This window comes from Streptomyces sp. NBC_01216 (assembly GCF_035994945.1).
Lineage (GTDB): Bacteria > Actinomycetota > Actinomycetes > Streptomycetales > Streptomycetaceae > Streptomyces.
This window is the reverse complement of sequence record NZ_CP108677.1, coordinates 4800273-4824725: the sequence shown is the minus strand read 5'-3', so window position 1 is coordinate 4824725 and position 24453 is coordinate 4800273. Positions and strand designations below refer to the sequence as shown.

Annotated in this window: 23 protein-coding genes; 7 read left to right on the top strand and 16 right to left on the bottom strand. The window is 73.4% G+C overall.

Features of this window, described 5'->3' with window-relative positions:
* Positions 1–318 precede the first annotated feature (318 nt).
* The 3 genes from OG393_RS21520 (at position 319) to OG393_RS21510 (ending at position 3738) form a co-directional block, all read left to right on the top strand.
* The gene (locus tag OG393_RS21520; protein WP_327376311.1) at positions 319–708 is read left to right on the top strand and encodes a TOBE domain-containing protein; all 390 of its coding nucleotides are present in this window, start codon (positions 319–321) and stop codon (positions 706–708) included.
* Positions 709–811: 103 nt separating this feature from the next.
* Entirely contained in the window at positions 812–1615 is an 804-nt protein-coding gene (gene modA / locus OG393_RS21515; protein WP_327376310.1) for a molybdate ABC transporter substrate-binding protein, read from the top strand.
* Positions 1616–1719: 104 nt separating this feature from the next.
* Positions 1720–3738 carry an ABC transporter permease gene (locus OG393_RS21510; RefSeq protein WP_327376309.1) on the top strand — a complete coding sequence of 673 codons (2019 nt, stop codon included), beginning with the start codon at positions 1720–1722 and terminating at the stop codon, positions 3736–3738.
* Positions 3739–3917: 179 nt separating this feature from the next.
* Here the strand turns inward: OG393_RS21510 and crcB are convergent, their stop codons facing one another.
* The 3 genes from crcB to OG393_RS21495 are packed head-to-tail and all read right to left on the bottom strand — an operon-like array spanning position 3918 to position 5022.
* A complete protein-coding gene (crcB, locus tag OG393_RS21505; protein ID WP_327376308.1) occupies positions 3918–4271 on the bottom strand; it encodes a fluoride efflux transporter CrcB in 354 nt (117 codons plus the stop codon).
* A complete protein-coding gene (locus OG393_RS21500; protein ID WP_327376307.1) occupies positions 4268–4615 on the bottom strand; it encodes a DUF190 domain-containing protein in 348 nt (115 codons plus the stop codon). Before OG393_RS21500 ends, crcB begins: the two co-directional genes overlap by 4 nt.
* Positions 4612–5022 carry a FluC/FEX family fluoride channel gene (locus OG393_RS21495; protein ID WP_327376306.1) on the bottom strand — a complete coding sequence of 137 codons (411 nt, stop codon included), beginning with the start codon at positions 5020–5022 and terminating at the stop codon, positions 4612–4614. The genes OG393_RS21500 and OG393_RS21495 overlap by 4 nt, the downstream gene beginning before the upstream one ends.
* 596 nt (positions 5023–5618) lie before the next feature.
* On the opposite strand from OG393_RS21495, the gene OG393_RS21490 reads away from it, so the two are divergent.
* The gene (locus OG393_RS21490) at positions 5619–6776 is read left to right on the top strand and encodes an IS701 family transposase (protein WP_327376305.1); all 1158 of its coding nucleotides are present in this window, start codon (positions 5619–5621) and stop codon (positions 6774–6776) included.
* Positions 6777–6982: 206 nt separating this feature from the next.
* Here the strand turns inward: OG393_RS21490 and OG393_RS21485 are convergent, their stop codons facing one another.
* The 5 genes from OG393_RS21485 to OG393_RS21465 all read right to left on the bottom strand — a co-directional run bounded on the left by OG393_RS21485 (position 6983) and on the right by OG393_RS21465 (position 12300).
* Positions 6983–8935, bottom strand: coding sequence for a helix-turn-helix domain-containing protein (locus OG393_RS21485; protein ID WP_327376304.1), 1953 nt, complete (start codon positions 8933–8935; stop codon positions 6983–6985).
* A 355-nt stretch (positions 8936–9290) separates the two neighbouring features.
* Positions 9291–10166 (bottom strand): AfsR/SARP family transcriptional regulator, encoded by an 876-nt coding sequence (locus OG393_RS21480; protein ID WP_327376303.1) that lies wholly within the window; start codon positions 10164–10166, stop codon positions 9291–9293.
* A gap of 332 nt (positions 10167–10498) precedes the next feature.
* Positions 10499–11149 carry a ScbR family autoregulator-binding transcription factor gene (locus tag OG393_RS21475; RefSeq protein ID WP_327376302.1) on the bottom strand — a complete coding sequence of 217 codons (651 nt, stop codon included), beginning with the start codon at positions 11147–11149 and terminating at the stop codon, positions 10499–10501.
* Positions 11150–11319: 170 nt separating this feature from the next.
* The gene (locus OG393_RS21470) at positions 11320–11490 is read right to left on the bottom strand and encodes a hypothetical protein (RefSeq protein ID WP_327376301.1); all 171 of its coding nucleotides are present in this window, start codon (positions 11488–11490) and stop codon (positions 11320–11322) included.
* Positions 11491–11607: 117 nt separating this feature from the next.
* On the bottom strand, positions 11608–12300 hold the full coding sequence (locus tag OG393_RS21465) for an HAD family phosphatase (protein ID WP_327376300.1): 693 nt from the start codon (positions 12298–12300) through the stop codon (positions 11608–11610).
* 366 nt (positions 12301–12666) lie between these two features.
* On the opposite strand from OG393_RS21465, the gene OG393_RS21460 reads away from it, so the two are divergent.
* Positions 12667–13620, top strand: a complete 954-nt coding sequence (locus OG393_RS21460) for a ScbA/BarX family gamma-butyrolactone biosynthesis protein (protein WP_327376299.1) — start codon at positions 12667–12669, stop codon at positions 13618–13620.
* A 211-nt stretch (positions 13621–13831) separates the two neighbouring features.
* On the opposite strand, the gene OG393_RS21455 is transcribed toward OG393_RS21460, so the two are convergent.
* Positions 13832–14299: an anthrone oxygenase family protein gene (locus tag OG393_RS21455; protein ID WP_327376298.1), complete on the bottom strand. Its 468-nt coding sequence runs from the start codon at positions 14297–14299 to the stop codon at positions 13832–13834.
* A gap of 430 nt (positions 14300–14729) precedes the next feature.
* Between OG393_RS21455 and OG393_RS21450 the strand changes: the two genes are divergently transcribed.
* Entirely contained in the window at positions 14730–15383 is a 654-nt protein-coding gene (locus OG393_RS21450) for a helix-turn-helix transcriptional regulator (RefSeq protein ID WP_327376297.1), read from the top strand.
* Positions 15384–15404: 21 nt separating this feature from the next.
* Here the strand turns inward: OG393_RS21450 and OG393_RS21445 are convergent, their stop codons facing one another.
* The 5 genes from OG393_RS21445 to OG393_RS21425 form a co-directional block, all read right to left on the bottom strand.
* Positions 15405–16262 (bottom strand): ABC transporter permease, encoded by an 858-nt coding sequence (locus OG393_RS21445; RefSeq protein ID WP_327376296.1) that lies wholly within the window; start codon positions 16260–16262, stop codon positions 15405–15407.
* Positions 16259–19012, bottom strand: a complete 2754-nt coding sequence (locus OG393_RS21440; protein WP_327376295.1) for an alpha/beta fold hydrolase — start codon at positions 19010–19012, stop codon at positions 16259–16261. Before OG393_RS21440 ends, OG393_RS21445 begins: the two co-directional genes overlap by 4 nt.
* A 230-nt stretch (positions 19013–19242) precedes the next feature.
* Entirely contained in the window at positions 19243–20127 is an 885-nt protein-coding gene (locus tag OG393_RS21435; RefSeq protein WP_327376294.1) for an alpha/beta fold hydrolase, read from the bottom strand.
* Between the two features lie 210 nt (positions 20128–20337).
* Positions 20338–20943 (bottom strand): DUF4291 domain-containing protein, encoded by a 606-nt coding sequence (locus OG393_RS21430; RefSeq protein WP_327376293.1) that lies wholly within the window; start codon positions 20941–20943, stop codon positions 20338–20340.
* A 197-nt stretch (positions 20944–21140) separates the two neighbouring features.
* Positions 21141–21644, bottom strand: a complete 504-nt coding sequence (locus tag OG393_RS21425) for a DUF397 domain-containing protein (protein WP_327376292.1) — start codon at positions 21642–21644, stop codon at positions 21141–21143.
* A gap of 10 nt (positions 21645–21654) precedes the next feature.
* Between OG393_RS21425 and OG393_RS21420 the strand changes: the two genes are divergently transcribed.
* Entirely contained in the window at positions 21655–21795 is a 141-nt protein-coding gene (locus OG393_RS21420; protein WP_327376291.1) for a hypothetical protein, read from the top strand.
* Between the two features lie 282 nt (positions 21796–22077).
* Here the strand turns inward: OG393_RS21420 and OG393_RS21415 are convergent, their stop codons facing one another.
* Positions 22078–22782 carry a nitroreductase family protein gene (locus OG393_RS21415; protein ID WP_327376290.1) on the bottom strand — a complete coding sequence of 235 codons (705 nt, stop codon included), beginning with the start codon at positions 22780–22782 and terminating at the stop codon, positions 22078–22080.
* Positions 22783–22947: 165 nt separating this feature from the next.
* Positions 22948–24450 carry a CoA-acylating methylmalonate-semialdehyde dehydrogenase gene (gene mmsA / locus OG393_RS21410; protein ID WP_327376289.1) on the bottom strand — a complete coding sequence of 501 codons (1503 nt, stop codon included), beginning with the start codon at positions 24448–24450 and terminating at the stop codon, positions 22948–22950.
* Positions 24451–24453: the final 3 nt, after the last annotated feature.

The window sequence follows — 24453 nt, the reverse complement described above, 5'->3', positions numbered from 1 at the left end:
AGCGCACGGTGTGTTCGCACGGTGTGTTCCCGGGGTTTCCGGGCGTCCGCACCGCCCCGGTGGTGGTGCCGTGGACGGGTCGGCTCCGGTCTCCTCCGCGCCGTGGACGGGTCCGCCCTCTATGGACCGGCTACCCGGCCGCGCGGGTCGTACGCGCGCGGGTGCGACTCCGGCAGCGGGTCGCACCGGGTCCGGAACCCCGTGCGGGAACATCCGGCGCCGTCCCCTCGTCCGTTCCTACAGGTCCGTCCGCATACGCGACGGCGAGTCCCACAGACTTATTGCAGATGCCAGGCTCAGAGCTCTACGGTGGCGCACATGCAGTCCTACACGATCGGCCAGGCGGCGCGTCTGCTGGGCGTCAGTCCCGATACCGCTCGGCGCTGGGCGGACGCCGGCCGGGTCGCCACCCATCGCGACGAGACCGGGCGCCGCCTGATCGACGGCCGGGCGCTGGCCGCCTTCTCGGTGGAGATCGCGCAGAGCGGCACCGAGGAGGTGGCCTACACCTCGGCGCGCAACGCCTTCCCGGGCATCGTCACCGCGATCAAGCTCGGCGACGTCGCGGCCCAGGTCGAGATCCAGGCCGGGCCGCACCGTCTCGTCTCGCTCCTCACCCGTGAGGCCGTGGAGGAACTCGGGCTCGAAGTCGGTATGCAGGCCACCGCCCGTGTGAAGTCGACCAGCGTGCACATCGACCGCGCCTGACTTCTCAGCACCACGAGCGGCGGCGCCCGTCACCGACGCGGCTCTACACCATCCGCGACGGACGGCGTCCCGCCGGCCGTGTCCTCCAAGGAGTCCGACCCTCATGTCCCTCACGCGACGCACCCTCACCGGCCGCCGTGCCATCGCCATCGTGACCGCGGCGCTGGTCGTACCGCTCGCCGGCTGCGGCGACGACGTCGCGAAGGACACCGGCGGCCAGGCGTCGGCGGGCGGGGAGCCCTCGGTCCGGCTGACCGTGCTCGCCGCCGCGTCGCTGACCGACGTGTTCGAGACCGCGGGCGCCGCGTACGAGAAGGCGCGCCCCGGCACCACGGTCACCTTCTCGTTCGCCGGCTCCCAGGAGCTCGCCGCACAGGTCGCGCAGGGTGCCCCGGCGGACGCGCTGGTCACCGCCGACACCCGGACCATGGACAAGGTGAGCGCGGACACCGGCACTCCGAGCGTCATCGCCAGGAACCGGCTCGTCATCGCGACGGGCGAGGGCAACCCGCACCGGGTCGACGCGCTGACGGACCTCGCCGACCCGAAGCTGAAGGTCGTCCTCGCCGCGCCCGAGGTCCCTGTCGGCAAGTACGGCGAGAAGATCCTCGACGCCCGGCGTATCACGGTGAAGCCGGTCTCCCAGGAGCCGAACGTCCGCGCGGTGCTCAGCAAGGTGGCACTCGGCGAGGCCGACGCCGGCCTCGTCTACCGGACGGACGCCGTCACGGCCGCCGACAAGGTCGACGCCGTGGAGATCCCGGACGCGCAGAACGCCGTCACCGCCTACCCGGCCGCTACGCTCAAACAGTCCCGGAACGCCGAGGCGGCGGCCGACTTCGTGGCCTGGTTGTCATCGCCGCAGGCGCAGAAGATCCTGCGGGACGCCGGCTTCCAGCAGCCGTAGCCCGGCCCGTCGCCGGTGCGGCGACGGACACCGCGGGGACGCCTGTCCCGAGCGACGGACCGCCCCCCACGCTTCCTCCTCCCGGAACTCCGCAGGGAACACCCATGAAACGAGCAGGCGTTCGCGCCCCCGGCACCCGTGCGCCCCTGATCCTGGCGATCCCGGCCTTCGTGGGCGTGGCCCTCCTGCTGCTCCCCCTGATCGGCGTCCTCGTACGGACCTCGTGGGGCGAACTGGCCACTCATCTCGGCGCGCCGGGGACGACACGGGCGCTGCGCCTGTCCCTGCTGGTCTCGTTCTGGGCACTCGGCCTGTCGCTGCTGCTGGGCGTGCCGCTGGCCTGGCTGCTCGCCCGGGTGCCCTTCCCGGGCAAGACGGTCGTCCGCGCTCTCGTCCTCCTGCCGATGGTGCTGCCGCCGACCGTCGGCGGCGTGGCGCTGCTCCTGGCGTTCGGCCGGCGCGGGCTGCTCGGCCCCTGGCTGGAGTCCACCTTCGGTATCACGCTGCCGTTCCACACCTCCGGCGCTGTGCTCGCGGCGACCTTCGTGGCGATGCCCTTCCTCGTCATCAGCCTCGAAGGCGCGCTCGGCGGGCTGAGTCCCCGCTACGAGGAGACGGCGGCCTCGCTCGGCGCCTCCCCGGTCCGCGTCTTCCTCACCGTCACGCTGCCGATGGTCGCGCCCGGCCTGTTCGCGGGCGCGGCACTGACCTGGGCCCGCGCCCTGGGCGAGTTCGGCGCCACGATCACCTTCGCGGGCAATCTGCCCGGCACCACCCAGACGCTGCCACTCCAGGTCTACCTGCTGCTCCAGGAGGAGCCGGAGGCGGCCACGTCCGTCTCCCTGCTGCTGCTGGCCATCGCCATGGCCGTGCTCGTGGCGCTGCGCGGCCGCTGGACGGGCACCCCGGCCGGGGGCGCGCGCCGTCCGGCGACCCCGGCCGACACGGGGGCCACGGACCCCCTCGCTCCCCCGGGCCCCGTCCACTCACCGGGCGCCACCCCCTCCCGGGGCCCCGCCTCGCCCGGTCCGTATGAGGGGGGCGGGGAAGCGCACGGCGGGCGGCCGGAGCCGGCCGCGTCCGAGGCACGCTGGCCGCTGCACGCCGAGGTCACCGGTTTCACGCGACTCACCCTGGACGCCGAGCCGGGCACCACCATCGCCGTCGTCGGCCCGAACGGCGCCGGCAAGACGACGCTGCTGCGCGCCCTGCTCGGCCTCACCCCGCGGGCCCACGCCCTCCTCCGGCTCGGCGACGTGGACGTCACCGGCCTGCCCCCGCACCGCCGTCGTGTGGCCTGGGTTCCGCAGGACGGGGCGCTCTTCCCGCATCTGACCGCGCTGGCGAACACCGCGTACGGGCTGCGGGCACGGGGCGTCCGCCGCGGCGAGGCCCGCCGGACCGCGCAGGCGTGGCTCGACCGGCTCGGTGTCGGTCACCTCGCCCACCGCCGCCCCACCCAGCTCTCCGGCGGGCAGGCCCAGCGCGTCGCGCTGGCCCGCGCGCTGGCGGCGCGTCCCCGGCTGCTCGTCCTCGACGAGCCGCTCGCCGCGCTCGACCAGACCACCCGCGCGCAGGTGCGTCACACCCTGCGCGGCCACCTCGGGGGTTTCGGCGGTGTCTGTCTGATCGTCACGCACGACCCCGTCGAGGCCGTCTCCCTCGCCGACCGCGTCCTCGTCCTCGACGAGGGGCGCGCCCTGCAGGACGCCTCGCCGGCCGAGGTCAGCCGCCATCCGCGCTCCCCGTGGGTGGCCCGCATGCTGGGCCGCAACGCCTGGCCGGGCACCGCCACCGCCGAGGGTCTGGCCTTGGCGGGCGGTGGCAGGCTCGTCACCGCCGACCCGCTGCCGCCGGGCACGGACGCCCTCGCGGTCATCGCTCCCGAGGCCGTCTCGCTCCACCGCGAGAAGCCCGGTGGCAGTCCCCGCAACGTCTGGCACGGCACGGTGCGGGAGATCACCGCCAGCGGCAGCCGGCTGCGCGTCCTGGTGACCTCGGAGGAGACGCCCGACCTCGTCGCGGAGATCACCCCGCAGGCCGCGGCCGAGCTGGGCCTCGCCGAGGGCACCCCCGTGTGGGCCGGGGTGAAGGCGACGGAGACGACACTCGTGACGCTCTGAGCACGCGCTCCGCCCGCCGGGTGTCCGGTCCGCCCCGCGAGGGCGAAGCCCGGTGGCTCCCCGCGCCGCCCGCCAGACCGTGCCGTGCCAGGCCGTGCCAGGCCGTGCCGTGGCGGCGGACGGCTCTCTCGGGAGATCGTGGGGAGCGGACTGTCACCGAACGGCCCCGGGCGGAGCCTTCACAGCAGACCCGCCACCTCGACTCCGAGCCAGACGGCGCCGAGGCCGGCCGTGACGGTCCCCGCGACGTTGGCCGCCGCGTACCCGCGCGCCCCGCTCTCGTAGAGCTTCAGCGTCTCGTAGGAGAAGGTCGAGTACGTCGTCAGCGCCCCGCACAGGCCGGTGCCGAGCAGCAGCTGCGGGTGTGTGGCGGACACGCCGGTGAGGAGGCCGAGGGCGAGGGAGCCGGCGATGTTCACCGTGAACGTGCCCCAGGGAAAGACGGAGTCGTGGCGCGACTGAACGGCACGGTCCGTCAGATAGCGCAGGGGCGCGCCGACGGCCGCGCCGGCCATGACGAGGAGCCAGTTCAAGAAGTGCGCTCCCGGCCGGCGTAGCGGATGACCTCGCAGGCGTCGAGGATGACCAGCCCCTCGGTCACGAGTTCGTCCAGCTCCGGCAGGAAGGCCCGTACCCGCTGCTCGGTGTCGACGATGAGGATCGCGACCGGCAGGTCCTCGCTGAGTGAGAGGAGACGGGAAGTGTGGATCAGCGAGGACGCGCCAAAGCCCTCGACGCCACGGAAGACGGACGCTCCGGCGAGTCCGGCCGCGTGCGCGCGGTGCACGATCTCGGAGTAGAGCGGCCGGTGGTGCCAGGTGTCGCTCTCACCCACCAGGATGGTCACCCGCAGGGCCTCGCCCGCCAGTCGCGTCATGCCGCTCTCCTCGCCAGTGCTCCACGGGTGGCCGCGGTCGCGGCCCAGACCGCGGCCAGTGTCGCCGGGACCGTCGCCGCCAGGTACGCCAGGCCCCGGGCCGTCTCCCCGGCGCTCAGCAGGCGCTGGGTGTCCAGGGCGTACGCGGAGAAGGTCGTGAAGCCGCCGAGGACGCCGGTGCCGAGGAAGGGCCGGACGAGCGGGTGGGCCGTGGTGCCGGTCTCGGTGACCAGGACGACGAGCGCTCCGATCGCCGCGCAGCCGACCGCGTTCACGGTGAACGTGGTCCAGGGGAAGGCCCCGGACGGGGTGGGCCAGGCCAGCATGGCTCCGTAACGGGCGGCGGCGCCGAGGGCTCCGCCCGCGGCGACGACCCCGACGAACGGAAGCTGCCCGCGACGTCCCATCTCCCCAGGCTAATACCGCGGCCGTGGACGGGGCCGCGCGGGCCGGCGCGGGCGGGCCGCTTCCCGCCCCGCCCGCGGGGTCGTTCGTGGGCGGGGGACGGCACCTTGTGGACGCGAAGCGAGGCGGCCAGGCACGGCCTCTGGCCTGGGGCATTAACCAGGGCCGGCCCGTGCCGCCTCGTCCTGCGATGGTCGGCCCGGCCCGCGGCCCGGTCAAAGGGGGCGCACCGAGTGTGTCAGCTCCCTCCCACGGCTTCGAGAAGAGTGGGCGACTCGCGGGTGGCCGGTTCCCGACGCCTGGTGGTCGGGTCACACTTCCGCCCCCTGCCGGGCCCCCACCCGGCCTGTGGCGCGGGACGAAGGAGGCCCCACCGGTGGTCCGGCCACCATCGGGGCGCCCAGACCGGTGCCGGGTCCACCTCGTCCTGGGGCCGCTGAGGCGCGACCGTGGAGGGGCAGCTGGAGGGAGCTGCGAAACCGTAGGCAGGAGTGTCGTGAGTCCAACCGTCGCAACCACACCCAGACCCGTTCCGAACTCATCGGGGGCACAGCGGCACACCGGGCACGGACCGCACTGCGCGCCGTACCTCGGCACGGTGTCCGACGACGTCCACGACGTCTACGACGAGCTGTGCGCCACGCTCTTCTCCGGATTCCCTCGCCGCGACCAGCGGATGAAGGCCGCGCAGTACCTCCACGGCCTGCTGACCGCGCAGGGCCGCAAGTCGATCCGCAACATCGCCGCGCACATCGGCGGGGCCGCCGCCGAGCAGAGCCTGCACCACTTCATCTCCAGTTCCACCTGGGACTGGCGGCCGATGCGGTCGGCGCTCGCCGGATTCCTGGAGCAGGTCAGCTGCCCGCAGGCATGGGTGGTGCGGCCGATGCCGATACCGAAGGCCGGGCAGCACTCGGTGGGCGTCGACCGGCGCTTCGACCCCGAGCGGGGGCAGGTCTTCCGCGGCCAGCGGGCGTTCGGCGTGTGGTTCGCCGCCGAGGAGCTGAGCGTGCCGGTCAACTGGCGCCTCTTCCTGCCCGATCCCTGGGTGCAGGACCGGACGCGGCGGGACCGGGCGGAAGTACCGGAGGAGGCACGTCAGGAGACGCAGGAGGAGTGCGCGGTCGCGGCGGCCCTGGACACCGCCCGCTGGCAGGGCGTCACGCGCAAGCCGGTACTGCTCGACATCCGCGGCGGGGCGGGGCGGGCCGCGCTGAACCGGCTGGCCGCGGCGGAGGTGCCGGTCGTCGCCCGGATCGGCCCGGGGTGCCGGCTGACGATCGCGGACCGGGCGCTGCCCGGATTCGGCGCCGGGCCGTTGCCCGCCCAGCACATCCTGGAGTCGCTCAAGGGTCTGCGCCGCCCGGTGAGCTGGGTGGACTCCGCGGCCGGCACCCGCGCCTCGCGGACGTCACTGGCCACGGCGGTCCGGGTGGTGCTGCCGACTCCCGCGGGAGAGCGGATGCGACCGCTGATGCTGCTCGGCGAGTGGGACGACCCGCGGCAGCCGCCGGCCCGGACGTGGATCAGCGACGTGCCGGGGTCGACGGTCGGCTCGCTGCTGCGGCTGACGAAGCTGACCCGTCGGGTGGAGCGCGACTTCACCGAGGTCGGGGAAGGGGCGGGCCTGCGGGACTTCGTGGGCCGCTCGTTCCGCGGCTGGCACCGCCACATCACGCTCGCCTCGGCGGCGCACGCGGCGACGGTCCTGGCGACGGACTGGGACGCGGTGTGCGTCTCGCGGACCGCGGGCTGACGGGCCGTCCGGTTCCGCCCGGCCGGTCCCCCACGACCGGCCGCCTCCCCGACCGGCACCCCACGGCCGGGTCGGCGGGCCGGCTCCCCTGGGCCCTCCGCTCCCTTCCGGACGCGGCCCAGGGGTGTCCGGCCGGTACGCACCATGGCACCGGCCGTCGCCCGCACCGACGTCCGACCGGGTGGCCCCGGTCCCGTCCGAGGCCCTCAGAGCCTGTCGTCGCCGGCCCGTTGCCCGGCCAGGACGGCCCGGGTGCGCTGGAGGCGCAGCGCCAGCTGGACCTCCAGGACCTGCCCGGGCTTCTGCCACTGTGTGCCGAGGAGTTCGCCGATGCGTTCCAGTCGGCGTGAGACCGTGTTGGGGTGGACGTGCAGTGCCTCCGCCGCGTTCGTGGGGCTGCCTCCGGAGGCGAAGTACGCCTCCAGGGTGCGGGTGAGGTCGGTGAACCGCTCGGCGTCGTAGTGCAGTACGGGTCCGATCGCCGATTCGATGAAGCCGTCCACGTCGTGGTCGTCGGAGAGCAGAAGCCCCAGGAATCCCAGGTCGCGCACGGACGCGGCGGAGCCGGCGCCGCCGAGCGCGCTCATCGCGTCCAGGCAGCGCAGGGCCTCCGCGTACATTCGGGCGCCGCTGTCGGGGCTCCTGCCCGGGCCGGCCGCGCCGACCGAGACGGGATGCCCGAGCAGGGGGGACAGCTCACCGGACACGGCCCGTGCCGCCGCCGAGGGGTCCTCGCCCGGCAGCAGCAGGACGATGCAGCCGCCCTGGACGGTCTTGAGCCCGGACACGCGGTACGCGTAGGAGGACGCCCACACGACGGCGCGCCCCTGTTCGCCGCCCTCCGGCCGGGCCACCACCAGGACGTGCGGTGCGTGCAGGTCGATCCCGAGGCGGCGGGCGCGCTGCACGATCTGCTGCGGGGGATGCTGGGTGTCGGCGAGCAGGTCGTCGAGGAGTTCGTCCCGGACGGGGCCTTCGGCGACGGCGGTGGAACGCTGCATCAGGACCAGGAAGGCCACCGACTGGGCGGCCAGTTCGAGGAGCCGCTCGTCCTCTCCGGTCAGTCCGGTCGCGGTCCGGACGACGAGCACGCCGAGGTCCTCGGAGCCCGCGATGACCGGTGCCACCCAGGTGTTGTCGCCGGTGAGCACCGGGCGGCGGCCGGTGTGCGCGTCCAGGGACGCCTTCGCGACGGCGTCCTCGTCGAGTCCGGGGATGTCGCCGGAGGCGGCGAGGCTCCGGCCGCCGGGGTCGCGGATCATCACGGTGCCGTCGAGGGCGTCGCCCGCGGCCGTGGCCACGTTGCGCAGGTCCCCGCCCGCCAGGACCAGGTTCATGATCCGGCTGTGCGCCTCGCCGACGTGTCGCATCCGGGTGAGGCGGGTACGGGCGCGGGAGCTGTCCAGCTCCAGTTCGGTGACCTCGGCCCGCGTCTGGTCGAGCAGGCCGGCCTTCTCGATGGCGACGGCGGCGAGGTCGGCCAGTGAGGACATCAGGGCGGTCTCGTCGGGCGTGTAGTGGCGGACCGCGCGGTCGGCCCCGTACAGGACGCCGACCGTGGTGTCGCCGCCACGCAGGGGGGCGGCCAGGACGGCGCGCAGCCCCTCGGACCGGACGAGCGCGTCGAGTTCCCCGGTGTGCGGGAAGCGTTCGTCGGCGGCGTAGTCGGCGGTCCAGACGGGCTCGCCGCGGCCGTGCGCCCGGGCGCCGAGTCCGTGGTCGTCGGGGATCCGCAGGCCGTCGGCGAGGCCGGTGTGGCCGCCCTCGGCGGTGTGGACGACGGAGGAGCCCTGGGCGTCGCGCAGGCTGACGCAGGCCATGTCGAAGCCGAGGAGGCGGGCCGCGCGGCGGGCGATGACGCGGAGCAGGGTGTTCAGGTCGTAGGGCAGGGTGAGGTCGCGGGCGGTGTCGACGAGAGCGGCGAACCCCGCCTCGCGCTGCTCCCGGCGGTCGAGCGTGGCGCCGATGCCCGTGGCGAGGTGGACGGCCCTTTCGAGCCGGGCGAGTTCGGTGCCGGACGTGCCCGTGCGGCGGGCCTCGCGCAGCAGGGCTTCGATGCGGTCCGGCGGGGCCTGCCGGGCGAGCAGTTCCAGGACCGCGAGCACGTCGGCGCCCCCGGACTCCCCGTCGCCGCCGGCCGCGCGGGCGGCGCCGCTCACGCCCGCGTTCGTACCGTCGGCCACGCCACGCAAGGACATGCCTCGACCCCCGTTGTCGAACGTTCCGGGTGCCGCTCGGGGCACCCGTGCTCCAGCCGGAACCGGTCGGGTTCCGGGGTGCGGTCGGTGGTGACCCCGGACGTGCGCCCGGTCACCGACCCGGGTGTGTGAGGGGCCCCCGACCGCGGAGCGGGACCCCTCCCGGGCATTGAGCAGTATCTCCTCCGGACGCCTTCGGGCGCCTGCCCGTCGCGGGGGCGGGCGGGCGGGCCGCTCGGACATGCCCGACCGCTCCGCGTGTACGGCCGGGGCGGGCCGCGCCCCGTCCCGGTCCGCTCCGGCGGGCACGCCGCGCCTACAGGGAGAGGCCGGCCGGCAGGAGCCGGGGCCGGGCGGAGGGTGCGGGCACGAACACCGGGCGGGCCACCCGCGCCGTGTCGCGGATGGCGAGGATCGAGCGCTGGAGGCGGCGCAGCCGCGCCGAGGGCTCCCGGCCCGTACGGCGTTTCAGGCCCTCGCACAGCCGCTGGTAGACCTCGAGCGCCTCGTCCTGCCGACCGCAGCGCAGCAGCGCGACCATGAACTGGCCGTGCAGTGGTTCGTTGGTGCGGTACTGGGCGACCAGTTCGGCGAGTTCGGCGATGATCTCGAAGTGGCGTCCGAGGGCCAGCTGGGCTTCGGCCCACTGGTCGAGGACGCTCAGACGTGAGGTCTCCAGCCGTTCGATCTCTCCGCGGAGCCGGGGCCCGGCGGCCACTCCGGCGTACGGGGTCCCGCGCCACAGCGCGAGGGCCTCGGAGAGCCGTCGTACCGCGCGCGGGAGGTCGCCCGCCTCCATGGCCCGGTAGCCGGCTCCGGCCGCCCGCTCGAACTGCCGGGCGTCGTTGGAGCCGCCGCCGGTGTCGAGGCGGTAGCCGCCGGGCAGCGAGACGAGCACCGCCTCGGCGGTGTGACGTTCCGGCCAGCCGGGGGCGGCGGCGGGCGTCGGCTCGGCGCCCTCGAGCGCGGCGGCGATCAGGGTGCGCAGGTCCTGGATGTGGGACTGGAGTTCGACGCGCGCCCCGCGGGGAGCACCGGACGGCCAGAGTTCCTCCCTGAGGAGGGTCACCGGCACGACCTGGTCGGCCTGGGCCGCCAGCAGCGCGAGGAGCTGCCGGGGCGCGGCGGCGGTCGGGGTGATCGACACCCCGTTCTCGGCCACCGAGAATCCCCCCAGGATCCGGACGTCCACTTTGCCCCCTCAGTGTCTGTGCGCGGCATGACCCTGGTCGATTAGAAAAGAGACCCGGAGGCATGTCAATAAGAAACCGGAGGGTACGGAATCCACAAGGGCCGAATCCGGGCGGCTTGCCCGGATTGGCGCGCTATGCCTCCAACAAGCTGTGGCAAAGCCGACGGTGGAGCATCCCCGCGGACGCCATACTCCGACCTCCGGGTACGCTTTCTCTGGGGGCGTTCCCGCCGGTACCGGGCATGCCGTGCACCCTCCGCCAGGAAAACCAGCAAGTCGGTATGGTTTTCAACGAATAAGGCGGCTGAAAACACCCGGTACCCCGCGGCGGGCTATCCGGCCGCCGATTCGGCGGCCGCCAGCGCGCGGGCGCCGCGCCCCGGCTCCATGTCGAGGGTGGCCAGGACGGCGGGCACCGCGATGCTGGGAAGCACGTGCCGGTAGAGCACGGAAGCCCACCGGTCCATCTCGGAACGGTTGTGGCCCAGCGCCTGGGTCATCAAGTTCAGGCCGGCGTAGGAGCCCACGATGAGTGGTGCGACCTCCGCCGGATCGGCGTGCGGCAGCAGCTCGCCACGCGCCTTGGCCTCGTCGAGGATGCTCAGGCTCAGCTCCGTCCACTCCCGGTACGGCCCGCCGCGGTTGAGTTCGTGGCCGCCCTGGTCGAGGGTGAGCCGCACACTGCCGCGCAGTAGTCCGTCACGGGTCAGCCGGTGCGCGAAGACCATGCCGACGTCGACGAACTCCTGGAGCTTGGAGACCTGGGGCATCGGCATCGGCGCGGCCGAGACCTGGGCGTCGATCACCGCGTGCGCGAGGTCCTCCTTCGAGTCGAAGTGGAAGTAGAGCGCACCCTTGGTGACCTGGGCCAGCTGGAGGATGTCGGTGAGCTTCGCGGCTTCGTAACCACGCTCGTCGAAGACGGTGGCGGCCGCTTCCAAGATCGCCTGGCGCGTGCGAATAGCGCGATCCTGCTTCGCCATGGGGGGTCACGTCCCTCTCGTCGCCCGAAGCCCCTCGGGGCCCTCGCGCTCGCTCCGCGCTTGCACGCACGTCGCGGTCGAAAACAGCAAGTATGGACGGATACGTGCAGAGGGCACAAGAACGCACCCGCCCACCGTTCCGCCTCTCATGATGAGGCCGGGCCCGCGGCTCACACCATCGTGGAACCATCGTCCACCGGAAGGCCGGCGCCGCTCCCGGCGGACACCCGGCCGCCGTACGGACCGGCCCCCCTGCCCGTACCGGTCCCGTGGCCGGTCCGTGCCACGGTCGCGGCGACCGGGGCGACCTCGGCGGTCGGCAGTCGGTGGTCGGCACTCATGGAAAGGTGGTCTCCCTCGGCGATCGAGTGGCGACGCCACCTGGTGGGGCGCCGCCGGTCTGCGGGAACACGACGTCGGAGCCGCGACTGGTTCCGCGCCCGTCCGTCACGGCCGGCTCACACGGCCCAGAGCCGGCCGTCGGCGGCCTCGGCGTCGACGGTCCGCAGCAACGGTTCGTCGATCTCGTCCAGCGAGCGCACCACATGGCGCACACCCGCCTCCCGCATCAGCGAAGCCTGGAATCCGTGGGCGAAGTCGCCGGGATGGCCGACGAACGGCACGTCCAGATCCCTGGCGGCCTCGCCGACGCGGGCCACGTCGTCGATGAAGAGGACCTGGTCGTTGCGGAGTCCGGACTCCGCGATGATCTCGCGCACACCGGGTCTGAACGCGTCGGTGCAGACGTATCCCGGACCGTCGAACAGTTCCTTCCACTCGCCCAGATGGCGGTCGAAGTGACTCCTGTCGAGACCGCCGTAGCAGACCGTCCGCAGACCCAGCGCGCGCAACCGGTGGAGGAGTGCGGTGGCGCCGTCGAGCGGGCGCACCGGATGCCGGGAGAGATACGCGGCACGCTCCTCGAAGTACGCGGCGAGCACCTCCTCCGGACTCCAGGAGAGACCGGCGGCGGCGCCGAGGGCCGCCGCCGCGGCCAGCCGGTTCCGGGAGAAGACCTCGCGCTCGACCCCCGCGTCGTAGTACCCGCCACGGCTGGTGACGAAGTGGTGGATGACCGGGCTGAAGGTGTCGTTCAGCAGGACGCCGTCGATGTTGACGGCGGCCAGGGATATCCGGCGCAGGTGTTCCACGAATGTCTCCCAGGGACGGCCGACGAGGGGCCGGTCGGCGGAGGTCGAACCGCGCGTGCGCTCGCGCGTTCACCCGGACCGGCGTCTCGGACACCCGAGAAACAAACCCGACGGTACATATTTTCCGGCAGCGCGAAGATACCCGAACCCGTCGCCGTCGTGAACCCTGGTGCCCCAACAGTCGGACATCTGCCGTTGTGACGGTCGGCGCCGCCCCCTCCGGCTCCGTCGGCAACCGCCGGACCGGTCAGCGCCGACCTGACAAACCCGTGCGGAACTCCTTGCGAAACCGACCCATGAGTTCGTATCTTGCGCGATGCTTATCGTCCGATGACTGATCAACAGTTCCCCTGATCGAGGGTCTCCATGCTGCAGTCGCCCGCTCCGACCGGCATCGCGGCCGCCGGAGCCCTCCGTCCGCTGACCATGGCCGCACCTCGCGAGTACGTACACCGGGCCGCGCTCGCGGAGGTGTTCCTGACCGCGGACTGGTCCTGCACGGACGAGACCCGCTTCTCCCTCGGCGCCCAGTGGCCGCGTGGCCACTCCTTCTTCACCCCGGTCGGCGGATCGCACTACGACCCGATGCTGACCGCGGAGACGATACGTCAGGTCGGAGCCCTCCTGGCGCACATGGGTTTCGACGTACCCCTGGACCACCAGTTCCTCATGTGGGAGCTCAGCTACCGGGTGGAGCCGGGGCTGCTGGCCATCGGCGACGCCCCCGCCGAACTGCGTCTGGACGTCACCTGCTCCGACGTCCGGCGGCGGGCCGGACGCCTGACCGGACTGCGCTACGAGGTCGTCATCACCGAGGACGGCCGGACGGTCGCCACGGGCAGCGCCGGCTACACCTGCACCAGCCCCGAGGTCTACCGGCGGCTGCGGGCCGACCGGCTCGTCGTGCCGCTCCCGTCGCCGGCGCCGACCGACCCCGTGGAACCGTTCACGGTCGGCCGGGACCGCGTCGCCGACGTGGTTCTCAGTCCGACCGAGGACGCGGACCGCTGGCGGCTGCGGGTGGACACGCGCCATCCGGTCCTCTTCGACCACCCCGGCGACCACATCCCCGGCATGGTCCTGCTGGAAGCGGCGCGCCAGGCGGTCCACCGCCGGGTCCCCGCGGGCCGGCCCGTGCTGCCGGTGGCGATGGACTCCGCCTTCCACCGGTACGCCGAGTTCGGCAGCACCTGCTGGATCGAGACCGAGCCGGCCGTGGACGACCCGGGCAGCCCCGACCGGCTCGTCCGGGTGACGGGCCTCCAGGACGAGCGGGTGCTCTTCACGGCGATCACGACGGTGGCGGAACTGCCCGCGTAGGGAGGCGGACCGGCCCCGGCCGCGGGCGGACGCGCGGACCCTCCCTGGTTTTCCCGCCCCGGACGGCCCTTCCACGGTCCCGGGCGCCCGCGCGGGGCGGACGGCGGCGGACCGCGTCGGGCGGACGGCCGCGCGACATTCGACCGGGCGGGGACGGAGCGTGCCGGGTGGACCAGGCCGCGTGGACCAGGCCGCGGGAGCCGGGTCCTGGTCAGACCGCCATGGCGGCGGTCAACAGCCCGAAGGACGCGAGGACGAGCAGCGTGCGCACCAGGTGGAAGCCGTTCCACCGCCGCTCGAAGGCGGCCCGGACGACGGCCGGGTCGTCGCCCCCGGTCCGGGGCCCCGCCAGGGCCCGGTTCAGCGGGATGTTGCCGCCGACGGTGACCAGATGGTTCAGCACGGCGCAGACCAGGCCGGCGAGGATCAGGCGGGTCCCGGCGCCGTCGCGGCCGTCCACCGGCACGAGGAGGGCGGCGGCCGGAAAGGCGGGGACCCCCAGGAAGACGACGAGGAAGACCACCCCGGGCACCTCCTCGTTGATCCGCCGCATGGCCTCGACGAACCCCGCGTCGTCGAGACGTGCCAGGGCGGGCATGATCCCGCTGCGGAAGATCAGCATGAAGCCGGCGTAGAGACCGGTGGACGCGACGGACAGGGCGAGCAGCAGAGTGGCCATGGCCCCATCGTGGCGGGCGTGACGGCCGCGCCGCCAGGGACGTCGGTCAACCACCGTACGGATCATGGGATTCCGGCCCGCGGGACGGTTCGACGGCTGTCGGACGCGGCCTCCGGCGGCCCGTTCGGCGGCGGACAACCACCGGTGACGCCGCCTCATCTCCGCTTCCCTCGGTGGCGCGCCCGCCGCGGAGGAGGCGTCCGGGGCTGCCGGGGGGAGCGGGCGGAGGGGCCGCGGAAGCGTCCGGATGCGGCGAAGGCGATCCGTCCGCACCGCCGTGGCATGGACTCGCCATCCTTCCCAGCAGGGGTTGTCACAGTACGGAGTCACATGCGTACATGGAGTGGCACATCGATCGCGGGGGTGGTCAGCGGTGGCAGAAAGCGCGGGCTCCGTGTTACTCGCCCGTTCGGCGTTGAACCGTGGGGCGATGGAGGCCCAGCGGCCACCGGGCAGACCGGTGCGCGGCGCGCGGCGTGTCAGCGCGGCGCTCGCGGCGCTGGCCGCCTCGACACGGCACGAACTGCTGACCTTCGACGATCCGTCCGCCTCCGCGGGCCACGCGATCCCCGAGCCGTTCCTGGAGTTGGCGGGAGCGTGCATGCGGGCCGCGGCGGAGCGGGCCTGCGAGGTCCGGCGGATCGTGCCGCGGCACGCCCTTCCCCAGGTGCTGGGCGCGGAGCGGGTCCGGGGCCGGGCCCGGCTCACCGACGCGATCCCGTTCAAGCTGATCGTGGTGGACCGCACGGTGGCGGCGGTCCCGCTCGACCTGGAGCTGCTCTACAACGGGCTGCTGCTGATCCGCGATCCGGTGGTCGTCCACGCCCTGGTCCGCGCCCACCGGGCCAGTTGGGACACCGGTCAGGACCTGGTCGACGCCGTCGCCCCGGCCGGGCAGCTGTCCCCGCAGCTCCGCCCGGTCCTGGAGGCCCTGCTGGCCGGACTCACGGACGAGACGGCCGCGACCCGCCTGGGGATGTCGGCCCGCACCTACAGCCGCCGGGTCGGCGAGTTGCTGGCGGCACTGGGGACGACGAGCCGCTTCCGCGCGGGTGCGGAAGCGGCTCGGAGAGGATGGTTGTGATGACGGGCCGGGTGACGGGACCTACGACACGATGTCCTTGCGGGCGAACCCCCGGAAGGCCAGGGCGAAGAGGACCAGCGCGTAGGTCACCGAGATCGCCGCCCCCTTCGCCATGCCACCCCACTCCAGCTGCGGCTGGAGTGCGTCCGCCCAGGCGAACTGCCAGTGGGCGGGCAGGAAGTCGCGCCAGGAGCCAAGCGCGGTGACGGCGTCCAGGACATTGCCGACGATCGTGAGGCCGACCGCTCCGCCGACCGCGCCCAGGGCGGCGTCGGTACGGGTGGAGAGCCAGAACGCCAGTCCTGCGGTGACCAGTTGGGAGACGAAGATGAACGCGACGGCCAGCCCCAGCCGGGGCAGGGAGTCACCGGCGGGCAGCGATCCGCCGGTGGGCAGGCGCAGTGGTCCCCACCCGTAGGCGACCGTGCCCGCGGCCAGGGCGACCAGAGGCAGCAGCACCATCGACGCGGCGCTGAAGGCGAGTGCCACGGTGAGCTTGGACCACAGCAACCGGGCCCGGGGCACGGGTGCGGCCAGGAGGTAGCGCAGGGAGGACCAGCCGGCCTCGGAGGCCACGGTGTCTCCGCAGAAGAGCGCCACCGGGATCACGAGGAGGAAGCCGGCAGAGACGAAGAGGCAGGTGGCCGCGAAGTTCGCGGCGGACGCGGTCGCCGTGTCCATCAGGGTGATGCGTCCGGTGCCGTTGCCATCCGGGCCGCCTCCGATGGCGAACGCGATGATCAGGACGAACGGCAGGGCGGCGAGCACCGCTCCCATGACGAGGGTGCGGCGGCGCTTGAGCTGCCGTACGGCCTCGACGCGCAGCGGCAGGGTGTGCCGCGGACGGTAGCCGGGCGCGGTGTCGAGCGGTGTGCTCATGCCGAGCCTCCCGAGATCAGGGTCAGGAACGCGTCCTCCAGGCGCCGGTGCGGTCCCACACCGGTCACGGGGACGTCCAGCCGGACGAGTTCGCCGATCAGGGTCGTCGCGTCGGCCCCGTCGAGGCGGACCAGGAGGCCGCCTTCGGCGCGCTCCGCCGAGCCGACGCCGGGCAGCGCGGCGATCTTCTCGACGAGCGGTCCGGGGACGGTGTCGCCGACGGTCACCAGCAGGACGTCGCCCGCGCCGATGATCTCCGCGACCGGTCCGGCCTGGACGAGCCGCCCACGGTCCATGACCACGAGATGGGTGCAGGACTGCTCGACCTCGGAGAGGAGATGGCTGGAGACGATGACGGTCCGGCCGCAGGCCGCGTAACGGATCATGACGTCCCGCATCTCGCGGATCTGCGGCGGGTCCAGCCCGTTGGTCGGTTCGTCGAGGATCAGCAGGTCGGGCAGGCCGAGCATCGCCTGGGCGATCGCGAGCCGCTGCCGCATGCCCTGGGAGTACGTCCGGACGGCGCGCGCCAGCGCGCCGCCCAGGTCCGCGATCCGCAGGGCTTCGTCGAGGTGCGCGTCCTCGGCGGGGCGGCCGGTGGCCTTCCAGTACAGCTCCAGGTTCTCCCGCCCGGACAGGTGTGGAAGGAAACCGGCGCCCTCGACGAAGGAGCCGACCCGGGAGAGGACGGGGGCACCGGGCCGGACCGCCTGGCCGAAGACTCTGATCTCCCCCTCGTCGGGGGTGATCAGGCCCATCAGCATCCGCAGGGTGGTGGTCTTCCCCGCCCCGTTGGGTCCGAGCAGACCGAGCACCTGGCCCTGCTCGACGCGGAAGGAGAGGTCCCGGACGCTGTAGCGGTCACCGCCCGCGTACTTCTTGCCGAGACCGGAGATCAGGAGCGGTACGGGCGCGAGTGCCGGGTCCGGGGCGGGCGCGGCGGCCCGGCGCCGCGCGGTGAGCAGCAGGGCGGCGGCGATCACGGCACCGGCGAGCGGCAGGCCCACGACCCACCAGGGCAGTCCGGCCGTCTGAGTGGTGACGGCGGGCGCGGTCGGCACGGTCAGTCCGCTCTCGACCGCGACCGTGTAGGTGGCGGGGGCGACCGGGGAGGCGTAGCCGAGGTCGGTGGCGGCGAGCACCAGTCGCAGGCGGTGGCCCGCCTCGATCTCGTGGTCGACGGCGGGCAGCGTCAGCCGCACGGTCCTGCCCTCGCGCGCGTCCTCGACCCGTACGGGGGCGACGAGCTGTGCGGGCAGCACCTGACGCCGTCCGTCGGCGGCGACGTCGTACACCTTGGCGAACAGGACGGCGGAGCCGTCGGCGCTGTCGGAGGTGACCTTGACACGGACCGTGGGCGAGCCGGTGATCCGCAGCGCCCGGTCCAGCGGTGCCGCGTCGAAGGCGGCGTACTGGCCGGGGAAGTCCAGGGAGAGGCCGAGGCCGAGAGAGGAGAGCTGGGGAAGTCCGCCGCCGAGGCCGGGGACGGCGGAGACGCCGGGTGGGGTGGCGCCGGCCGGGTTTCGGAAGGAGACCGGGCCGCTCGGGCCGAGCGCGACGGTCCGGCCGTCCGCGGAGAGCCCCGGATAGGTGTCGGAGGTCGCCCCGCGCAGCGTGGCGCGACCGTCGGTGGAGTCGACTCCTCCGGTGCGGCTGACCCGGAACGCGGGCCCGGTGTCGACGGTTTCGTCGCCCTTCAGGTAGCGGTCGAACCAGGTTCCGATCCGGGCTTCGACCCGGTCGCTCTCACGGTTGCCGCCGTCATGACCGCCGGCGATCCAGTCGACGGCGACGGGCGCGCCGTGCGCGGCGATCGTGTGCGCCATGGCGTCGGCGTGCGAGAGCGGGAAGAGGGAGTCGGACTGGCCCTGGACGATGAGGGTGGGCACCTTGACGCGGTCTCCGACGGCGGAGGGGCTGCGCGCTTCGAGCAGGGCGCGGGCGGCGGCGTCGGGCTTTCCCGCGACGGCGACGCGCTGGTACATGGCGCACAGTTCGGGCGTGAAGCGTCCACACGCGTTCCCGGCGGAACCAGCGGCCGAACCGGGCGTGGCCGACCGCGGTTCCCCGGGCTGCCGTGCCCCGGGCTGCGGGCCGGTGGGGCGAGCCGGGGCCTCGGGCTGCCGGCCGGTACCCGCGGTGTCCGCGCTCGCGGCGCCCGCCGAGAAGAAGATCCCGGCCCAGAGCTTCTTGAAGACGCCGTCCGGGAAGAGCGCGTCGGAGAGGTTCCAGTAGGTGATCTGCGGTGCGATCGCGTCGACCCGCGGGTCGTACCCGGCGGCGAGCAGTGAGATCGCGCCGCCGTAGGACGCGCCGGTGACGCCGACGCGCGGGTCGCCGTCCTTGTCCAGCCGGACCTCGGGGCGCTTCGCCAGCCAGTCGACGAGTCTCCGGACGTCCTTGACCTCGTGCGCGGGGTCGTTGAGCCCGATCTGTCCGGTGGAGGCGCCGAAGCCGCGCGCGGACCAGGTCAGGACGGCGTAGCCGTCGCGGGCGAGTGTCTCCGCCTGGGCGCGGACGTCGTCCTTGGACCCGCCGAAGCCGTGCCCGAGCAGCACGGCAGGGCGACGTCCGCCGCCCCCGCCGGTGAAGTACGAGGTGTCGATCCGCGCCCCGGGCACGTCGATCACCTGGTCCACGCGGTCCACGGGCGAGGGTTCGTCCGAGGCGACGGTCGTCCAGGTGCCGGCGCCGGCGAGCACGGCCAGGGCGGCGGTGACCGCGGCCCACCGGGGAAGTCGGAGCTGCATGGGTCCGAGCCTACGGGCCGCCGCGGCACGGCCGTCGGACGGCCGAGACCGGCCGCCCGCCGGGAAGGCGTATGTCTCGGAGCGCCCCGGCATCCCGACACGTCCCGGTGCGGGGGCCGGGCACGCGCCTCCCGGCCCCCGCACCGGGGCCCGCCGGACACGCCGTCGGCACCCGGCTTCGGTCCCGGTCCGCTCCCGGTTCAGGTCGCGGTCCCGGGCGCCGCGGTGTGTCAGCCGGTGTCGCGGGCGGTCGCGCGGAAGGCGTCGGAAGCGGCGTCGAGGAAGGACCGGATCTCCTGGTTGAAGGCGGCGGGGTTCTCCCAGAAGGCGAAGTGGCTGGAGCGTTCCCGGAGGATGCGCACCGACGCTCCGGGGATGGCCGCCGCCACCGCGCGGGCAGCGGCGGACGGGATCACGCTGTCGTCTCCGCCGAGGACCAGGGTCGGCACCGTGATCCTCGGCAGTACGTCTCGCCAGTCCTGCATGACGTTGTCGAACAGCAGTCTGCCCGCGTACTCCCTGGGCAGGAGCAGGTTCTGGGCGACGACCCACGCGCGGTCCGACTCCTCGGCGGCGGGCGTCCACATGGCGTCCAGGAATCCCGCGCTGAGGGCCTCGGCGTCCGCACGGGGGTCGCGGAGCCCGGCGACGACGTCGGCGATCTGTCCGAGGCCGTACAACGCGCCGAGACGTTCGGCCGTGCCGTCCGGCCAGTACGGCTGCCGGAGCAGCACGGCGGGTTCGTCGAACAGCACCAGGCGGGCCAGACGGTCCCCGCCGTACAGGTCCCAGTAGGACCAGGCCAGCGCGCACCCCATGGAGTGCGCGACCCAGACGACCTCCGTGAGGTCCAGTCGGTGGATGAGTTGGTGGAGGTCCGTCGACAGCCGGGCGACCCGGTATCCGTGGTCGGGCTTGTCGGATCCGCCGTGGCCGCGGTGGTCGACCGCGACGACGTGGTGGGTCCGGGCGAAGTCGGAGATCTGGTGCTTCCACTGCGCGGCGGTCTGCGACCAGCCGGGGACGAGGAGCATGTCGGGACCGCTGCCCGCCTCCAGATAGCGCAGTCGCACGCCGTCGTCCGTCGTGACGAAGTCCTCGCGCACCTCGTGCATTCCGCCTCCTCCGGTGCGGCCGCGGCACCCAGCCGTGGCCGTTGGGCAGGGCTGCGGCAGGCAAGGTCCCCTGTGTCGCCGCCACGACCGAGGAAACGATCATGTCGCGGCCGGTCGGGCCGGGCAATCTCCCACGCCGTCGGGCCGGCGACCCGCGACGACCACGACCACGGCTCGGATGGCGGGTGGCGGTGACGGATGACGGGCGGTCTATCGCCCCAGCCGGTCGAGCACCTCGTCCGCCACCGTGAGAGGCGTCTCCCGGGGCAACAGCGCGGTCGCCTCCTCGAGCGCGCCGGCCCGGACACGGGCATGGACTTCTCGCGCCAGGGGGGTCACGTCCTCGACCCCGACGATCCACTCGTCCGCATAGCGCGCGGTCGCCTCCCCCGCCAGCCCGAGTTGCAGGGACCGGTAGGGCAGGGCGCGGAGGTGGAGGTCCCGCTCCGGGTCCCACTGCACGCGCGTCGGCGCGCGCTTCAGCTCCCGCTTCCACGCGACCCGGTCACCGTGGAGTTCCGGAACATGACGCGAGAGGCACGCGTGCCGCAGCGCCCAGATCAGGCCCGCCCGGCTGATCTCGACGGCGAGGACCGTCTGCTGACCATCCTTCAGTCCCCAGCCGCAGCGGTACATCATCCACAGGAAGGAAGGCTTGATCCAGGTCATCCGCTCCCTCTTCCAGGCGACGGGAAAGCGCCCGTCGCGGGCCGTCGGGAGGCCGATCGACGGGTTGTACGCCTGGTAGACGGTCACCGTCGTGTCGGTGTGGACGGCCCGGATCTGGTGCTTGGGGGGCTGAACGGGGAGGGGCATGGCCTCAGAGTGGTGGCTCACGCTCCTCCGGGGCCAGTCGTTTTACGCGGAGGACGACAGGTCTGTCCCCCTCGCGGAGGGGAGCCCGCGAGGGGGACAGACCTGTCGTCCTCCGCGCCCGGGGCGTGAACACCGGGACCGCGCCGCCCGGCCGCGCGTTGTCGCGGAGGGGGCAGCGTGGTCCCCCACGCACTCGGTCACCCGAGACGACGTTCCTTGAGCGCTCCGACGGACGACTCCCAAGAACGCGCGCCAAAGGCCAGGTGAGGCCCCGCCGTCCGCTTACCGTCCCGGACCGGCACGGTGCCCGGCAGGTCGTCCCGGACCTCGACACACTGGCCGTTGCCACTGCTGTGACCGCTGCTCCGCCACACAGACGCGGCAGGATCATGTCGCACGCCACACACCTCCTCTCGGCCTCTCGCCTCTGCCACCCCAGCCAGCAGATCGAGGCTGTCGGCCGGCCCCAGGGCCACTGCCTGAAGATGCTCGAACATCGACTCGTAGCGCCGGATCTCGGCCTCCGACTCGAGGAACAGGTCACCGGCGGGCGTGTCCAGAGAGACGAGTTCGGGGTCGTCCGCGTCCGGGAAGTCCATGTGCACGGAGCTGCCGGTCATCCCGGCGTGTGCGCCCTTCTCGAATGGGATCACCTGGAACGTCACGTGGGGCTCGACGGCGACGCACAGGAGGTGGCGCACTTGTTCCCGCATGATGTCCGGGCCGTACCTCGTCGCGTACGAGGAGCGCGAGCACGCCCGGTTGCGGCGACAGCGGAGGCGGGCCCCGTGGCCGGCCGTGCACGGCGTCGACGTGGGCCCGCGGCTGATCCACGGCATGGAGGTGGGCTGACGGAACGCACGCCAAGACCCTCGCACCAGAACCGCTCGCCGGCGCTGAGGTGGCGGCGGGGCGCGCGGTCCGTCCCGCCGGCCCGCCGTGAGCTGCGCAAGGTCGACCCCATGCGAGTCGAGAGCCCGCACGCTCCTGGCCGTCCGCCTCCACCCGGCCGCGGCGGTCGCCCCTGGCACTCGCCCTCGGCGGACGGCCGGGACGTGCGGTCACACCGGACCGGCCCGCGCGAGACCCGATCCGAACCCCGGGGCCCGGAGCGGCCGGCACCACCCGAGTCCGTCAGACCTCCACCATCACCTGGTCCAGAGCCTTCCGCTTGAGGTCCGGCACTTGGCAGTCCTCGGCCGGGTAGCCGACCGGGATCACCGCGAATGCCTTCTCGTTCTCGGGCCGTCCCAGCACCTGGGAGAGGAAGCGCATCGGGCTCGGCGTGTGGACCAGCGCGGCCAGGCCCGACAGGTGCAGGGCGGACAGCAGCATGCCGACGGCGATACCCACGGACTCGTCCACGTAGTAGTGCTTCCGTTTCACGCCGGCCTCACCCAGCCAGTACCGCTGCTGGAAGACCACGATCAGCGCCGGAGCGTCCGTGAGGTGCGTCTTCACCGCGTCCGTGCCCAGCGGGCGCAGGGCGGCGAGCCACTCCTCGCCGAGCCTGCCGTCGTAGGAGATCTCCTCCTCGCGCTCGGCTTCCTCGCGGATACGCCGGCGGATCTCCGGGTCCCGGACCAGGACGAAGGTCCAGGGCTGCTGGTGGGCACCGGAGGGTGCCGTGGCCGCGCAGGCGATGGCGTCCCGTACGACCTGGTCCGGCACCGGGTCGGAGGAGAACCGGCGCACCGTGCGCCGCTGCCCCATCCGGTCGCGCAGCTCTGCCGAGCGGGTCAGGGACTCCGCGGGCTCCATGCGCTCCGGGCGGTAGGGGACCGGGTGGTAGGGGGCGCCGTGGACGGGCTCCCAGCGCTCTTCGGTGGTGGCTGTCATGGGAAGAAGTCTGGTGTCCCCGGCCCCGGGTTCCAAGGGCGGGGACGAACACGAAGCGGCACCGGTGGTTCCGTATCCGGCCTCGCCGCTGCGGCTCGACAGCCGCGGGAGCGTCCCCCCGCCCGTGGGGGCAGGGGGGTGCGGAGGGGTGCGGTTCGGCGGGCTTCAGTGGTTGCGCGGGAAGCCCAGGTCCACACCGGAAGGGGCCTCGGACGGGTCGGGCCAGCGGGTCGTGACGACCTTGCCCCGGGTGTAGAAGTGGACGCCGTCGTTTCCGTAGACGTGGTGGTCGCCGAAGAGCGAGTCCTTCCAGCCTCCGAAGGAGTGGTAGCCGACGGGGACGGGGATCGGCACGTTCACGCCGACCATGCCCGCCTGGATCTCCATCTGGAAGCGGCGGGCGGCGCCGCCGTCGCGGGTGAAGATCGCGGTGCCGTTGCCGAACGGCGAGGCGTTGATGAGGGCGACGCCCTCCTCGTAGGTCTCGGTGCGCAGGACGCAGAGCACCGGGCCGAAGATCTCGTCCTGGTACGCCTTGGCGGTGGTGGGGACGTGGTCCAGGAGCGAGAGGCCGATCCAGTGGCCGTCCTCGAACCCCTCGACGGTGTAGCCGGTGCCGTCGAGGACGACCTCGCAGCCGTCGTCCGCCGCGCCCTTGACGTAGGAGGCGACCTTGTCGCGGTGGACGGCCGTGATCAGCGGTCCCATCTCCGAGGCGGGGTCGTTGCCGGGGCCGATCTTGATCTTCTCGGCGCGCTCGCGGATCTTCTCCACCAGCTCGTCGGCGATGTGGCCGACGGCGACGACCGCCGAGATCGCCATGCAGCGCTCTCCCGCGGAGCCGTAGGCGGCCGAGACCGCCGCGTCCGCCGCCGCGTCGAGGTCGGCGTCGGGGAGGACCAGCATGTGGTTCTTCGCACCGCCCAGCGCCTGGACCCGCTTGCCGCGGGCCGACGCGGTGGTGTGGATGTGGCGGGCGATCGGGGTGGAGCCGACGAAGGAGACGGCGGCGACGTCCGGGTGCTCCAGGAGCCGGTCGACGGCCACCTTGTCCCCGTGCAGGACGTTGAAGACGCCGTCCGGCAGCCCCGCCTCGGCGAGCAGTTCGGCGATCTTCAGGGCGGCGGAGGGGTCCTTCTCGCTCGGCTTGAGGACGAAGGTGTTGCCGCACGCGATGGCGATCGGGAACATCCACATCGGCACCATGGCCGGGAAGTTGAAGGGCGTGATGCCGGCGACCACGCCGACCGGCTGCCGGATCGCGGCCACGTCCACCCGGTGGGAGACCTGGGTGGACAGCTCGCCCTTGAGCTGAGTGGTGATGCCGCAGGCGAGATCGACGATCTCCAGGCCGCGGGCCACCTCGCCGAGCGCGTCGGAGTGCACCTTGCCGTGCTCGGCGACGATCAGCTCGGCGATCGCGTCGCGGTTGGCGTCGAGCAGCGCCCGGAACCTGAACAGGATGGTGGTGCGCTGGGCCAGCGACGCCGTGCCCCAGGTCCCGAAGGCTGCCTTGGCGGCGGCCACCGCCGCGTCGACCTCCTCCGCCGAGGCCAGCGCGACCCGCGTGGTCACGGCGCCGGTGGCCGGGTCGGTGACCGGGCCCCAGTTGCCCGACGTGCCTTCGACGGTCTTGCCACCGATCCAGTGGTTGACGGTCTTCGTCATGAC

Excerpts from the sequence above, each read along its gene's own strand:
- OG393_RS21520 (WP_327376311.1), top strand. The coding sequence starts at position 319 with ATGCAGTCCTACACGATCGGCCAGGCGGCGCGTCTGCTGGGCGTCAGT.
- modA (WP_327376310.1), top strand. The coding sequence starts at position 812 with ATGTCCCTCACGCGACGCACCCTCACCGGCCGCCGTGCCATCGCCATC.
- OG393_RS21510 (WP_327376309.1), top strand. The coding sequence starts at position 1,720 with ATGAAACGAGCAGGCGTTCGCGCCCCCGGCACCCGTGCGCCCCTGATC.
- OG393_RS21500 (WP_327376307.1), bottom strand. The coding sequence starts at position 4,615 with ATGACGCGACTGGCGGGCGAGGCCCTGCGGGTGACCATCCTGGTGGGT.
- OG393_RS21495 (WP_327376306.1), bottom strand. The coding sequence starts at position 5,022 with ATGGGACGTCGCGGGCAGCTTCCGTTCGTCGGGGTCGTCGCCGCGGGC.
- OG393_RS21475 (WP_327376302.1), bottom strand. The coding sequence starts at position 11,149 with ATGGCGAAGCAGGATCGCGCTATTCGCACGCGCCAGGCGATCTTGGAA.
- OG393_RS21470 (WP_327376301.1), bottom strand. The coding sequence starts at position 11,490 with ATGAGTGCCGACCACCGACTGCCGACCGCCGAGGTCGCCCCGGTCGCC.
- OG393_RS21460 (WP_327376299.1), top strand. The coding sequence starts at position 12,667 with ATGCTGCAGTCGCCCGCTCCGACCGGCATCGCGGCCGCCGGAGCCCTC.
- OG393_RS21455 (WP_327376298.1), bottom strand. The coding sequence starts at position 14,299 with ATGGCCACTCTGCTGCTCGCCCTGTCCGTCGCGTCCACCGGTCTCTAC.
- OG393_RS21450 (WP_327376297.1), top strand. The coding sequence starts at position 14,730 with ATGGAGGCCCAGCGGCCACCGGGCAGACCGGTGCGCGGCGCGCGGCGT.
- OG393_RS21445 (WP_327376296.1), bottom strand. The coding sequence starts at position 16,262 with ATGAGCACACCGCTCGACACCGCGCCCGGCTACCGTCCGCGGCACACC.
- OG393_RS21440 (WP_327376295.1), bottom strand. The coding sequence starts at position 19,012 with ATGCAGCTCCGACTTCCCCGGTGGGCCGCGGTCACCGCCGCCCTGGCC.
- OG393_RS21435 (WP_327376294.1), bottom strand. The coding sequence starts at position 20,127 with ATGCACGAGGTGCGCGAGGACTTCGTCACGACGGACGACGGCGTGCGA.
- OG393_RS21430 (WP_327376293.1), bottom strand. The coding sequence starts at position 20,943 with ATGCCCCTCCCCGTTCAGCCCCCCAAGCACCAGATCCGGGCCGTCCAC.
- OG393_RS21420 (WP_327376291.1), top strand. The coding sequence starts at position 21,655 with ATGATGTCCGGGCCGTACCTCGTCGCGTACGAGGAGCGCGAGCACGCC.
- OG393_RS21415 (WP_327376290.1), bottom strand. The coding sequence starts at position 22,782 with ATGACAGCCACCACCGAAGAGCGCTGGGAGCCCGTCCACGGCGCCCCC.
- mmsA (WP_327376289.1), bottom strand. The coding sequence starts at position 24,450 with ATGACGAAGACCGTCAACCACTGGATCGGTGGCAAGACCGTCGAAGGC.